Here is a 12,845-nt window from a genome sequence, read left to right as displayed (position 1 = left end):
CGAGGAAATCCCATGGCCGTTCACTTCATTGGCGCCGGTCCCGGCGCAGCTGATCTCATCACCGTGCGGGGCCGCGATCTCATCGGCAAATGCCCGGTCTGCCTCTATGCCGGTTCGCTGGTGTCGCCGGAGCTCCTGCAATACTGCCCGGACGGGGCGCGGATCATCGACACCGCACCGATGTCGCTGGACGAGATCGAGGCGGAATATGTGCGCGCGTCCGAACTCGGGCAGGACGTGGCCCGGCTGCACTCCGGCGATCTTTCTGTGTGGAGCGCGGTGGCCGAGCAGATCCGCCGGCTGGAGAAGAATGGCATCTCCTACACCATGACCCCCGGCGTCCCGGCCTTCGCCGCCGCCGCCTCCGCGCTCGGGCGTGAGCTCACCATCCCGGCGGTGGCACAGAGCCTCGTGCTCACCCGCGTCTCCGGCCGCGCCTCGCCAATGCCGAACGAGGAGACGCTCACCCGCTTCGGCGCAACCGGTTCAACGCTGGCGATCCATCTGGCAATCCATGCGCTGGATCAGGTGGTCGAGGAACTGACCCCGCTCTATGGCGCCGACTGCCCGGTCGCCATTGTCGTCAAGGCATCCTGGCCGGACGAACGGATCATCCTCGGCACGCTCGCCGACATCGCCGCCAAGGTCGCCGCCGACCCGATCGAGCGCACGGCGCTGATCTTCGTCGGCCACGGCCTCGGTGCCCGAGACTTCCGCGAAAGCGCCCTCTACGACACCGCCTACCAACGCCGCTTCCGCGGCCGGGGTGAGTAAGGGGAGCGCGCAAAGCCGGTCCAGGAGCTGCTCGGGTTTGTGCAAACGGTAGCAGCAGTGGCAGTTGGGCGGGGGGTAACAAGCCCATTGACCTGCGTTTCAGCCAGAACGGCGCCAAGGGTACATTTAGGCGAGCTGGCTCGATTCAAGAGATGGTAGATGCGTTCCGAAGTGGTGCGTTGAAAGCAGATCAGGTCCCTGCCATTCGCTTGGTTGAGAAGAATGGAATTTGCTTAGTCTCGACAACCGAAGGCTCGAAGCATTCCGCCGCGCTGATATAGGAATGCCATATGGGAAGGCTACGCCTCTAGAAGAATTTCGAGAGGCTTGGAAGTTGACGACGCAGAACGATGACGCTTCGATTGGAATTAGAGGCGAGTGATATGGATTTGAATGAGAAGGTTAACGCGGTGGAAACGCGCGATGATTTCATTGAGTTCATTGGAGCATTGCGGCGTGATCTGAAATCATCTCCTGATGATTGGCAGAATACAACCCTTGACGGCTTCCTTGAAGCGCTTGCTGCCTGGGTGCAGGACATGGATGGGTACTACCAGAACAATAGCCTTCCGGTGACACTCCTCCTCAACTGGAAGAATGTTGCAGAGATGATGCTTGCGGCCAAGCACTACGAATAGCGAACCTACCTATTGCATTTGGCTGATGACCGCTTTGTACGGCGGTTATTCTATGCATTCGCGGCGAAGTGCCTGACTGTACAGAGACGGTATTCACCCGACAGTACCGCGTTTTGCGGCGGGTTCAGGCGGCTCGGGTTTCTGGTTGGTTTGAACCCTGTGCTGCGGACCTTGTTGGTACCTCTCCCTTGGGATTGGCTGCCGCGCTACGGGATGTTTTCTCGGCCAGTCGGTGAAGGCTTGCAGCAATGTCCCGCCTCGCACGGTGCGGCCCCGATGGAGTCACGGCCATCGAATCCAAGGTCGGCAGAACGAGCTGTGATTTCTGAGAAGGTTGTTCATCCTTGAAACCTTCCGGTGGATGTTTGGTCGCAAACACCTTCAGGCTTTCAATTCGGATGAACAACCTTCTCAGAAATCACATCTAGGAGGAAAGCCGAGGGGATTCTGTAAGACACGTCAAATCTAGTGACAGTCGGGCGACAGGCACCTGTATTGGTGGCCAATGTCGAGATCTGCCCGATGGAACCAGGATTAGAATAAAGGTCTTAGATTAGATGATGACCAGTTTGGAAAAATTACTGTCGAACGCAAGTTCATGTCTTAGTGAGCATGAACCGGAAATATCCGTGAAATTGCGTGGCTTCGCAGGCCAATTAACCGATGATTTATTGGGAATGCTGCGCCGGCGTAACGGATTTTATGCGTTGGAAAGCGCTTTACACGTCTTCCCAACGCATTCGAGTTCGCAGGAAATTTGTCTCGGCGATTGGAACGAAAGTACTTTGTGGCGCAGTGCATACAAGGAATTGGCCGACGGCTGTTTGTTTTTTGCAGAAGATATTTTCGGTGGGCAGTTTTGCATCAAAGACAATCTGATTTATACGTTCGACCCAGAAACAGGAGCGCTAGATTATTTGGCTGACGACATGGAAGGCTGGGCAAAAGCAATCATCACCGACTATCAAATGCTTACCGGTTATCCATTGGCGCATCAATGGCAGCAGCAGAATGGCCCTCTTCCAACAAAGAAGCGTTTATTGCCAAAGATACCGTTTGTAGCGGGCGGTGCGTTTAATTTGGACAAATTGTACTTATTTGATTCTGTAGAAGGGATGAAATTTAGGGCAAATATTGCCATTCAAATTAAAGAATTGACCGATGGCGCTCAGATAAAATTTGTCTTTGATGACTGATTTTTAGTGCGGTTTTCGAGCGTCTTAAATGTACAGAATGTACAGAGACGGTACTCACCCGACAGTGCCGCGTTTTGAAGCGTGTTCAGGCGGCTCGGGTTTCTGGTTGCACTGATGCCTGTTTGTGTCTGGATGTCAGGGTCTGTCCCTCGGCTTTTTGCGGGGCTTTTCGGGCGTTAATGAAGGTCTTGAGGGGTGTTCGTCTGCCCATGGCGCGGCCCCCATGGTGGCGCGAGTATGGACACCGAACCAGTCACCGGCCACGGCCTGGGTGCGACAATTGTTTTTCGTCTTCAACGAGTCGATCAGGCATGGATAGTAAAATTGCAGCTTACCCCTGGGTTCCGATCCACGACTTCAGATCATATGCGGAGTTCGACCGCTTTGTTGAATGGATAAACACGCAAATCGCCGCAGGAATAGCTGAAGAAATTTCGATTTCGAGTCATTACGCTGGTTCTACGTCTTTGTCAGAAAAGTGGTTCAAGCATGTTGGTAGTGGCATTGTCTGGCGATTAGTTTGGCCGGATGCCCCCTTCACTGGCGTTTTCGAGCCGGTGTGATGCAGGTGTCCAAGCTTCATGCAAGGTCAAAATGCAGCGCCTGTCCGTCTGTCAGCCAGCGGATGTCAGGGGCGGTCTGATCGATCTGCAGACCGTCACCTGCGGTCAGCCTTTCACCGTCGATCTCCGCCAGCCCCTCGATGATCTGCAGGAAGACGCCTCGCCCGGGCTGCGGGCTGACCGGTGTTGTCCCGCCCTCTTCAGTTCGCAGCAGGGTGACGCGCGTGTCCGAACCAAGCTCCGTCAGCGCGCTGCTGCCGGCCGGACCGGCAAGCAGCACGCGCGGTCCGTCAGTGGGGAGAGAGGCCTGCTGATAACCGGGCGTTTCGCCGGCCTTGTCCGGGATGATCCAGATCTGCAGCAGATGCGTGGTTTCGCCTTCGGCTCCGTTCATCTCCGAATGCGAGATGCCGCTGCCGGCGCGCATGAGCTGGATCTCGCCCGCCGCTGTCTCGCCCTTGTGTCCAAGACTGTCCTCGTGCCGCACCTTGCCCTTCAGCACCAGGGTTAGGATGTCCATGTCGGCATGGTCGTGCCAGGCAAAGCCGGCTCCGGGGATGATCCAGTCCTCGTTGATCACGCGCAGCGCCCGGAAGCCCATGCGCTTGGGATCGCGGAACTCGCCGAAGGAAAAGGTGTGAAAGCTGTCGAGCCAGCCCTTCCGGCTGCGCCCGCGGCTCATGTTCTCATGGATCAGCAACGTCATGGATGGGTCCTTGCCCGGCCGGGTGGGTCCGGCCGGGTGTCATTCTTGATGCTTTAGCGGATGAACGCGAGCACATCCTTGTTGAAGCGCTCCGCTTCCAGCTCGGCCAGCCCATGCCCGCTGCCTTCATAGACAAGCAGCGTGCCCTTGCTCAGCAGCTTGACGGCCTTCTCGGCAGACGCGGCAATGGGCACGATCTGGTCATCGGAGCCATGCAGGACAAGGGTGGGAACGTCGATCTTCGTCAGGTCCTCGGTGTAGTCGACCTCGGAGAATTCGCGGATGCAGTCGTAATGGCCCTTGATGCTGCCGGCCATGCCCTGCAGCCAGAACTTTTCCTGCAGGCCCGGCTGGGCCGGATTGCCATCCCGGTTGAAGCCGTAGAAGGGGACCGTCAGGTCCAGGAAAAACTGCGAGCGCTTCAGCGCGGTTCCCTGGCGGATGCCGTCGAACACCTCCATCGGCGTGCCTTCCGGGTTGGACGCCGTCTTCAGCATGATCGGCGGAACGGCACCGACGAGAACCATCCTGGCGACGCGCGACGTGCCATGCCGGCCGGCATAATGCGCAATCTCGCCGCCGCCGGTCGAATGACCGATGAGGATGACGTCCTTGAGATCCAGCTGCTCGATCAGCTCGGCGAGATCGTCGGCATACTGGTCCATGTTGTTGCCGGTCCAGGGCTGATCGGAGCGGCCATGGCCGCGCCGGTCGTGGGCGATGACGCGGTAGCCGTTCAGGCCGAAGAACAGCATCTGCGCGTCCCAGGCGTCGCCGGACAGCGGCCAGCCGTGGGAAAACACGATGGGCTGACCGGTGCCCCAGTCCTTGTAGAAGATCTTCGTGCCGTCCTTGGTGGTGATCGTAGTCATCGCGATGTCTCCTGTGTCTGCTGCTTGGGGGGTGGCGCTGCCGGAAAAGGGCAGGCCGAGGGAAAGGGCGAGAGCGCCTGCGCCGATCAGGGTCTGGCGGCGGGTGAGGTCGAGGACCATGGGAGGCTCCTTCAGGTTGGCGGGAGGGCAAGGTGGTGTTTCACCTCCGGCGGGCTGTCGCCGGCGTGGAAGCGCAGAAGCTCGCGCTGGAGATCCGCGTCCGGTGAGGCAACGCGCCGGTGCTGGCGCAGGTGTTCGGCCCAGGAGGCGACGAAGAACCATTCCAGCAGGGTTTCCGGATCTGCGACGTCTTCCATCACGCCCCAGGCATAGGCCCCGTCGCGGCGCCGGCTGGTCGACAGGCGATGGATGGCCGCCAGAAACGCTGCCCGGTCGGCGGCGGTCACCTTGTAGGCGATGGTGATCAGCACCGGGCCCCGGTCCGCTGCGGCGTCGCCGGTCAGGTCTTCGGCCAGAGGGCTGGCGACCAGGGGGTCCGGCCAGTGGTTGGACGGTGTCAGGTCCGCTTCGCCGCGCGGCAGGCGGAGACGGTGGAACAGGGTGCCGGTCAGCACGAGGCAAGCAGCGGCAAGAAGCAGGGCCGTGCCCAGACCTGTTGCCTCGGCGACGCCGCCCCAGGCGAGGCTGCCGGCTGTCATCGCGCCGTTGAAGACGGTCAGATAGACCGCCAGCGCCCGGCCCCGGACCCAGTCCGGCAACACGGACTGCGCCGTGCCGTTCAAGGTGGTCAGCGCTGTAATCCAGGCAGCGCCCAGCAGGGCGAGCAGCGCGAGGGCGATGGCCGGCTGTGGGGCCGCCGCCAGGGCGATCATGACGGATGCGGCAACCAGCGCAGCCAGCAGCATCAGGCTGTCAGAACTGAACCGGAGCCGCAGCGTTGGCAGAGCCAGCGCGCCCCCGATCGCGCCAAGACCAACCGCGCCGAGCAGCAGGCCATAGAGGCCCGAACTGCCTTGCAGAAGATCGCGGGTGATGAGCGGCAGCAGGGCCCAGACCGCGCTGGCGCAGAGGAAGAAGACAGCCGCGCGCGCCAGCACGACATGGAGGTCCTTGCTGCGGCGTGCGTAGCGCAGACCCGCCCGGAAGGCGCCGCCGAAGCTCTCCGCCAGCGGATCGCTCGCCTTTCCCTTGCGCGGCCACCAGACCAGCGCGGCAATCACGATCCCGTAGGTCGCAACGTCGACCGCATAGGTCACCGTTGCCCCCGCGAAGGTGATCAGAAGACCGCCTGCGGCCGGACCGATGGCGCGCGCCACATTGAGGCCGAGCGAATTCAGCGCCACGGCGGAACGCAGGTCTGTCCGGGGCACCAGCTCGGGAACGATCGCCTGCCAGGTCGGTGCAATCAGGGCCGCGCCGATGCCGCCGAAAAACGTCAGCGCGACAAGTCCCGTCAGCGTGAGTGCGCCGGCCGCCGACAGCAGCATCAGCGTCAGGCTGACCAGGCCCAGCAACACCTGGATCACGATCAGCAACCGCCGCCGGTCGAGGATGTCCGACAGGACGCCGGCCGGGATCGCCAACAGGAAGACCGGCAGGGTCGCGGCCGCTTGCACGGCGGCGATGGCGGCCGGGGAGGTGCTGAGATCCGTGGCGAGCCAGCCGCTGGCCGTATCCCGGATGAAGCTTCCCGCGTTGCCGATGATCGTCGCCAGCCAGAGGATCAGGAAGACGCGCTGCCTGAGGGGGGCAAAGGCACTGCTGCGGACCGGTGGTGTGGATGAGGCGTCGGTCATCGGTCACATCCAGCAGGCACAGCCAAGGGCACCGAAGAAGCCCTTGAGATCGGCAACCGGAAGCGCCGCCCCCCAGGCCTTGCCATGGTCATGCCCGTGCACGCCGCAGGAGCTGGCGCAGCCGCAGGACATGCGCGCATGGGCGGAAAGGCCGGTGCTGGTCCTGGCGGCGGCCCAGGCACCATATCCGCGATAGGTCCGCACGGGCGACCAGTCCGGCATGGCCGGTGGCAACGGGTTGTCGTCGAGCGCGGCAAAGTCGCCAGCGCCCCACACCACACGGCCGCCGACCATGGTCAGGTCTGACACCAGATGCGAGATCTCCGCCTCAGGCACGGTGAAATAGTCCCGGTCCGGCACCAGCAGATCGGCGAGATATCCGGGCGCAATCCGGCCACGGCGGCCTTCGTCCTTGCAGAACCAGGCGACCTTTTCGGTCCACAGCCGCAGCGCCGTCTCCCGGTCGAGGCAATCGGCCGGCGGCGTCAGGCGCAAGCCGCCGACGGTGCGGCCGGTCACCATCCAGGACAGCGAGACCCAGGGGTTATAGGAGGCGACCCGGGTCGCGTCGGTGCCGGCGGAAACGTGCAGGTCCCGGTCCAGCATGCGGGCAATGGGGGGCGTCGCGCTGGCTGCTGCCGCGCCATACCGCTCGACGAAATACTCGCCCTGATAGGCCATCCGGTGCTGCGTGGCGATGCCGCCCCCCAAGGCCGCGACCCGGTCGATCGACCGGTCCGAGATGGTCTCGGCGTGATCGAACATCCAGTTGAGGCCGTCCAGCGGGATGTCCCGGTTGACCGTCTCGAAAACGTCGAGCGCCCGGGAGATGGTCTCGTCATAGGTCGCATGCATGCGCCACGGCCAGCGGTTCTCCGCCAGGATGCGCACGACCTCCTCGAGGTCCTCCTCCATGGTCGAGGGCATGTCCGGTCGGGGTTCGCGGAAGTCCTCGAAGTCGGCGGCGGAAAACACCAGCATCTCGCCAGCGCCATTGTGACGGAAATAGTCGTCGCCCTGACGATAGGTCACGGACCGGGTCCAGTTGAGAAAGTCGGCCTTTTCGTCACGCGGTTTCTGCGTGAACAGGTTGTAGGCGAGGCGAACCGTCATCTGCCCGGCATTGGCGAGCGTCCGGATCACCTCATAGTCGTCGGGATAGGTCTGGAAGCCGCCGCCCGCATCGATGACGCCGGTGATGCCCAGCCGGTTCAGCTCGCGCATGAAGTGGCGCGTCGAGTTGAGCTGATACTCCAGCGGCAGCTTCGGCCCCCTCGCCAGCGTTGCATAGAGAATGCCCGCGTTTGGCCTCGCCAGCAGCAGTCCGGTCGGATTGCCGCGCGCGTCGCGCTGGATTTCGCCGCCCGGAGGATTGGGCGTATCCTTGTCATAGCCGACGGCCCGAAGGGCTGCGCCATTCAGAAGCGCCCGGTCATAGAGATGCAGCAGGAAAACGGGCGTCTCGGGCGCGGCCGCATTGATTTCCTCCAGTGTCGGAAGGCGTTTCTCCGTGAACTGGTGCTCGGTAAAGCCGCCAATGACCCGCACCCATTGCGGCGGCGGCGTGATGGCCACCTGGCGCCGCAGCATGTCCATGGCATCGGCAAGCGACGTCACGCCGTCCCAGCGCAGCTCCATGTTGAAGTTCAGTCCGCCGCGAATGACATGGGTGTGATTGTCGATCAGCCCGGGAAGCACCCGGCGGCCCTTGAGATCGATGCGGCGTGTCGTGGGCCCGGCCAGCGCCAAAAGCGTGGCGTCATCGCCGACAGCCTCGAAGCGCCCGTCACGGATTGCCACCGCCGACGCGGTCGGCTGGCTGCGGTCGAGCGTCGTGATGCGGCCGTTGAAAAGGATGAGATCAGGCACCATCGGAGCCTCCTGCGGAATGGGCAAGTCTGACGTGCGGCGGAGTTCACGCGGCAGGCGGATCTGACCGGTCAGTCCTCTGGCCGGTTCCGGGCCCGCACTCGGGGTCGGTCGGTGTCGTGCCTTTGGGCAGTTCGCCGCAGATGTGCGGCAGCCGGTGCTCCGTGAACCAGCCGAGCGTCAGCGGCGAACCGGCCAGCATGTGGCGCAGCACCGGCACCATCTGTTCGCCGGCAAGAATGCCGAGCAGGCCGACCAGGGCGACGATCGGCGGGGCAGGGGAGCGGACGTTCAGCAGACTGTAGACGACGCCGACGAGAACCCCGACGGACAGGGAAAGGAAATACATGCGCATCGTGCGGTCTCCGGCACTGGAAAGGCGAGCGGAGGGCCCCGGTGTCGGCACGGCCGGCAGGGCAGCGCGGGCACCGGGGCAGGCGGTCAGTGACCTTCGGACGCGCCGAACATCGACTTGGCGTAGATGATGCCCAGACCATAGGCCCCGCCGAACTTGCGGGCGATGCCGGTCGTCAGGTCATAGGTCTCGCCCCTTGCCCAGTCGCGCTGCAGCTCGAGGAGGTACTGGAGCGACGTCATGGGCCGGGCGCCGGCCTGGACCATCCGGTCCATGGCCCGGTCATGCGCTTCGTCCGACACGTCGCCGCAGGCATCGGCGATGACATAGACCTCGAAGCCCTGATCCAGCGCGGACAGAGCGGGACCGACAATGCAGACGCTGGTCCAGAGGCCGCAGATGACCAGACGGCGCTTGCCGATCCGGTTGACCTCATCGATGACGGCCGCGTCTTCCCAGGTGTTCATCGACGTGCGGTCGAGCATGGCCTGTCCCGGAAACGCGTCGGAAATCTCCGAGAACATCGGGCCGGAGAAGGACTTCTCGGCCACGGTCGTAAGGATCGCGGGAACCTTGAAACCGGCGGCCGCATGGGCGACCAGCGCGGCGTTGTTGCGCAGCAGCACCGCGTCGATCGACTTGGTGGCAAAGGACATCTGCGACTGGAAGTCGATCATGATCAGGGCATGATCGGTCGGCGAGATCAGCTGGGAGCCGGGGGTGGGCTTGGCATTGACAGGCATCTGGTTCACTCCGTCTGGGTCGGGTGAACCACCTATCTCCGATCATCCTCCTGCCGTCTTGAACGCTCGTCCATCGCGTTTTGTACGATTGTCCGGGCATGGTTCGCCGGCAAACTCTGGCGTCAGCTTGCCGCCTGCGCCCGCCAGCGGGCCGGCGAGATCCCGAGGCGGCGGCTGAACTGACGGGTCAGATGGCTCTGATCGGCGAACCCGCATTGCTGCGCAATCTCCGACAGGGGCATGCGTGTTGCCGTGAGCAGCGCCTGCGCCCGTTCCAGCCGCTGCCGCATCACCCATTCATGCGGCGTGCAGCCGAGTTCCTTGCGGAAGGCCTCGTAGAAATAGCTGCGCGACACGCGGCACAGGCTGGCGATCTGGTCGAGGCCGATGTCGCCATCAAGGTTCGCGCGCAGGATCTCCAGGGCGCGGCTGATCAGTGCCGATGGCGGTGGTGTCGTGAGCAGGTCGACGAAGCTGTTGGCATAGCGGCGGCGCAGGTAGGTGCAAAGTGCTTCTCCCATCTGGTCGAGAAAGAGCCGTTCCACCGGCTCGCGGCCGCCCAGCACCGGCAAGACCGCCCGCATGAGATGCCCGATGGTGGGATCGACCGTTCCCGCCTCGCAGGCCAGCCGGCGCGGGTTGCCGAACCGCGGTTCATCGTCCTGAGGGGCAATGACATGGGAGGGGATCTCGATCAGCAGGAAATCGAAGCGACCGCTGAGCTCTGCCGTGTAGGGCCTGTCGAAATCTCGAATGTAGATGCTGTCTTGCACGAACTGCGCGCGCGTGACCTGCCGTCCCTGACGGATGTCACGCCAATGACCGGGCATCAGGGACAGCCCGACGATGTATCCTTGTCCGGTGTCGTCGGTCCGCACCTGCATCGGCTCTGCCTTGCCCGAGGTCTTGCGCAGGAAGATCAGGTCCGTGCCTTGCACCTCCTGATCGCGGATCAGGTCCTTGGCCGTGCAGCCGAGGCGGTCATGCACAGGGGTGGGCGTGCTTGCCATGGACGCGGTCTCCTTCAGGATCAGGTGGGTTGCGGCGAAGGGTGATGGTTGGCCCCGCGCGCATCCGCGCTGGCCACCGTCAGCTTGTCCAGAAAGCGGTCGATGTCCCGCGTGAGGTCGTCCTCCGCTTCCAGCCCGATGCTGAAACGCAGGATCTGTGCGGCGCCCTGCCAGGGCCGTGCGGTGCGGGTGCCTGTGATGGGTTGCGGCGCCAGCAGGCTGCGGGTGCCGCCCCATGACGCGCCGATGGCAAAGATCTGAAGCCCGTGCAGGGCCGCTCCGACATGCGGCGTTGCCTCAGGGGTGAACTCGACACTGAACAGCGGGCTGGAGCCGGTGAAGTCACGCAGCCAGACATCATGCCCCGGACTGCCGGGCAGTGCCGGATGCAGCACGCGATGAACGGCAGGATGGCCGGCAAGACGCGTCGCCAGCCGCAGGGCGACGGCGCTGGCGTGCGCCAGCCGCAGCGGCATCGTTTCCATGCCGCGCAGCACGAGCGCCGCATCATCCGGCGACACGCCGCTGCCGAGCCGGCCGATCAGATTGCGCAGCGGCAGGATCAGCGCCTCGTCGCGCAAGGTCAGCGCGCCCATCAGAAGATCGGCATGCCCGCCATGGAACTTGGTCAGCGCCTCGGCCACGAAGTCGACGCCATGCCGCAACGGCTTGAAGTTCAGCGCGGTCGCCCAGGTGTTGTCGCAGCCGACGAGGGCGCCATGCCGGTGCGCGATCGCGGTGATGGCAGGCAGATCCATCACCTCCATCGTGTTGGATCCGGGCGACTCGCACCAGACAAGCCGCGTCCGGGCGTCGATCTGCCGGGCCACATCCTCAGGCGACAGCGGATCGAAATAGCGCACCGTCACGCCCATCCGCACCAGATCGAGATCGGCGAACTGGCGGACCGGCGGGTAGACCGTATCGGCAATCAGCACCGTGTCGCCAGCCGACAGCACCGCCAGCATGGCCAGCACCACGGCGGCCTGTCCGGAGGGCGTCAGAAACGTCCAGACGCCGCCCTGCAGGTCGCTGAGGCTGCGTTCCAGCATCCGCGTCGTCGGCGTGCCATGCAGGCCGTAGGTGTAGCCATCAGGGGCCAGATCGCCGCGCGCCGCGAACGCGGCCGCATCGGGGAAGACAATGGTGGAGGCGCGATAGACAGGCACCGCAAGCGTGCGAAACCCGTCGGTTTCCGGCTGCGGATGAAGGATGCAACGGCTGGTGTCCTGCATGGGGATCTCCTGAACGACCCCATTGGACATGGCCGGATGCATTCCGTCCAATCGCAAGATATGCTTCGGCTATAATCCGGAGTTATACCCTTGCCATGAACCTGCGTCAGATCGAGATCTTCCAGGCGGTCTTTGCGGCCGGGACCGCGTCCAAGGCCGCCGTCCTGCTCAACCTGTCCCAGCCGGCGGTCAGCAAGGCCGTGCAGGATCTGGAACGCTCCATCGGCTTCGCCCTGTTCGACCGCTCGACGGGACGCATGGTGCCGACGGCCGAGGGGGAGCTGTTTCACCGCGAGGTGGAGCAGACCTTCGCCGGGCTGAGCCGGCTGCGCAGCTCGGCGGCAAGGATCCGCGATTTCGGCTCCGGCGAGATCCGGCTGGCAAGCCTGTCGGCGCTCAGCACGAACATCGTGCCGAAAGCGATTGCCGCCTTCCGGCAGCGTCATCCGCAGGTTGCCATCACCTTCCAGACCCAGATGTCGAGCACGATCCGCGACCTGGTTGCGGCCGGTCAGTTTGACATCGGTCTGACCTCCGACGAGGTGGATGCGACCGGCGTGACGGTCGAGCCCTTCGCGATCTATCGCGCCGCCATTGCCTTGCCGGAGGGACATCCTCTCTGTGCGAAGCCGGTCCTCAGCCCGCCGGACCTGCACGGCGAAGCCTTTGTCGCCCTGGCCCCCGAAGACCGGACGCGTCAGAAACTGGAAACGGTTCTGGCCGCCGCCGGTGCCGTGCCGCGGATCGTGCTGGAAACACCGTACTCGACCACGGTCTGCGCCATGGTTCAGGCGGGCATCGGCTGCGGCCTGATCAATCCGCTGAACGCCGAACCGTTTCTGGGACGCGGGCTGACCTGGCGGCCGTTCGAGCCTGCGCTCTATTTCTGCACCCTGCTGCTGACGCCGCCGGGGCGGCGCGGCTCGCGCATCGCCGAGGACGCAAGAACTCTGCTGATGTCCTTTGCCGGCGAAAGACCGGCGCTGCCGGCGGATCTGCACCACGTGCCGGAGGGGTGACGGGCGGCCGGGCCGCATCCCGGCGACCGGTCGGATCGGAATGGTTCGGTCCGGGAAGGGGGGCGGGACAGGGCGGTTCGGGACGGGGGGCGCCCGTGGCCTCGACGC

General features: G+C 63.9%; 12 protein-coding genes. 4 read left to right on the top strand and 8 right to left on the bottom strand.

Translation table 11 applies throughout. The features are described 5' to 3' along the window. Window positions 1–12 precede the first annotated feature (12 nt). From cobM to GWI72_RS13685, 3 genes are all read left to right on the top strand, one after another. Window positions 13–774: a precorrin-4 C(11)-methyltransferase gene (gene cobM, locus GWI72_RS13695; RefSeq protein WP_161708949.1), complete on the top strand. Its 762-nt coding sequence runs from the start codon at window positions 13–15 to the stop codon at window positions 772–774. 350 nt (window positions 775–1,124) lie between these two features. After that, window positions 1,125–1,412: a DUF7660 family protein gene (locus GWI72_RS13690; RefSeq protein WP_161708948.1), complete on the top strand. Its 288-nt coding sequence runs from the start codon at window positions 1,125–1,127 to the stop codon at window positions 1,410–1,412. Between the two features lie 560 nt (window positions 1,413–1,972). Then, the gene (locus GWI72_RS13685) at window positions 1,973–2,608 is read left to right on the top strand and encodes a hypothetical protein (protein ID WP_209000112.1); all 636 of its coding nucleotides are present in this window, start codon (window positions 1,973–1,975) and stop codon (window positions 2,606–2,608) included. Window positions 2,609–3,187: 579 nt separating this feature from the next. Here the strand turns inward: GWI72_RS13685 and GWI72_RS13680 are convergent. The 8 genes from GWI72_RS13680 to GWI72_RS13645 all read right to left on the bottom strand — a co-directional run bounded on the left by GWI72_RS13680 (window position 3,188) and on the right by GWI72_RS13645 (window position 11,718). Then, on the bottom strand, window positions 3,188–3,877 hold the full coding sequence (locus GWI72_RS13680) for a pirin family protein (RefSeq protein ID WP_161708947.1): 690 nt from the start codon (window positions 3,875–3,877) through the stop codon (window positions 3,188–3,190). Between the two features lie 53 nt (window positions 3,878–3,930). Continuing rightward, complete coding sequence (locus GWI72_RS13675; RefSeq protein WP_161677023.1) at window positions 3,931–4,749, bottom strand: alpha/beta fold hydrolase; 819 nt, start codon at window positions 4,747–4,749, stop codon at window positions 3,931–3,933. A gap of 131 nt (window positions 4,750–4,880) precedes the next feature. Beyond that, the gene (locus GWI72_RS13670) at window positions 4,881–6,506 is read right to left on the bottom strand and encodes an MFS transporter (RefSeq protein ID WP_161708946.1); all 1,626 of its coding nucleotides are present in this window, start codon (window positions 6,504–6,506) and stop codon (window positions 4,881–4,883) included. 3 nt (window positions 6,507–6,509) lie between these two features. Beyond that, the gene (locus GWI72_RS13665; protein WP_161708945.1) at window positions 6,510–8,378 is read right to left on the bottom strand and encodes an amidohydrolase; all 1,869 of its coding nucleotides are present in this window, start codon (window positions 8,376–8,378) and stop codon (window positions 6,510–6,512) included. 43 nt (window positions 8,379–8,421) lie between these two features. Next, on the bottom strand, window positions 8,422–8,730 hold the full coding sequence (locus tag GWI72_RS13660) for a DUF1427 family protein (RefSeq protein WP_161708944.1): 309 nt from the start codon (window positions 8,728–8,730) through the stop codon (window positions 8,422–8,424). Between the two features lie 86 nt (window positions 8,731–8,816). Further along, window positions 8,817–9,473, bottom strand: a complete 657-nt coding sequence (locus GWI72_RS13655; RefSeq protein ID WP_161676767.1) for a hydrolase — start codon at window positions 9,471–9,473, stop codon at window positions 8,817–8,819. A 122-nt stretch (window positions 9,474–9,595) separates the two neighbouring features. Next, window positions 9,596–10,483 (bottom strand): helix-turn-helix domain-containing protein, encoded by an 888-nt coding sequence (locus GWI72_RS13650; RefSeq protein WP_161708943.1) that lies wholly within the window; start codon window positions 10,481–10,483, stop codon window positions 9,596–9,598. A gap of 20 nt (window positions 10,484–10,503) precedes the next feature. Then, complete coding sequence (locus GWI72_RS13645; RefSeq protein WP_161708942.1) at window positions 10,504–11,718, bottom strand: trans-sulfuration enzyme family protein; 1,215 nt, start codon at window positions 11,716–11,718, stop codon at window positions 10,504–10,506. Window positions 11,719–11,813: 95 nt separating this feature from the next. Here GWI72_RS13645 and GWI72_RS13640 point away from each other — a divergent pair, with 95 nt between their 5' ends. Continuing rightward, a complete protein-coding gene (locus tag GWI72_RS13640) occupies window positions 11,814–12,737 on the top strand; it encodes a LysR substrate-binding domain-containing protein (protein ID WP_161708941.1) in 924 nt (307 codons plus the stop codon). The last annotated feature ends 108 nt before the right edge of the window (window positions 12,738–12,845 follow it).

Origin of the sequence: Pannonibacter sp. XCT-53 (assembly GCF_009915765.1) — a bacterium.
GTDB lineage: Bacteria > Pseudomonadota > Alphaproteobacteria > Rhizobiales > Stappiaceae > Pannonibacter > Pannonibacter tanglangensis.
Note: the sequence above shows the minus strand (reverse complement) of the source record. Positions and strands in the feature narration are given on the sequence as shown.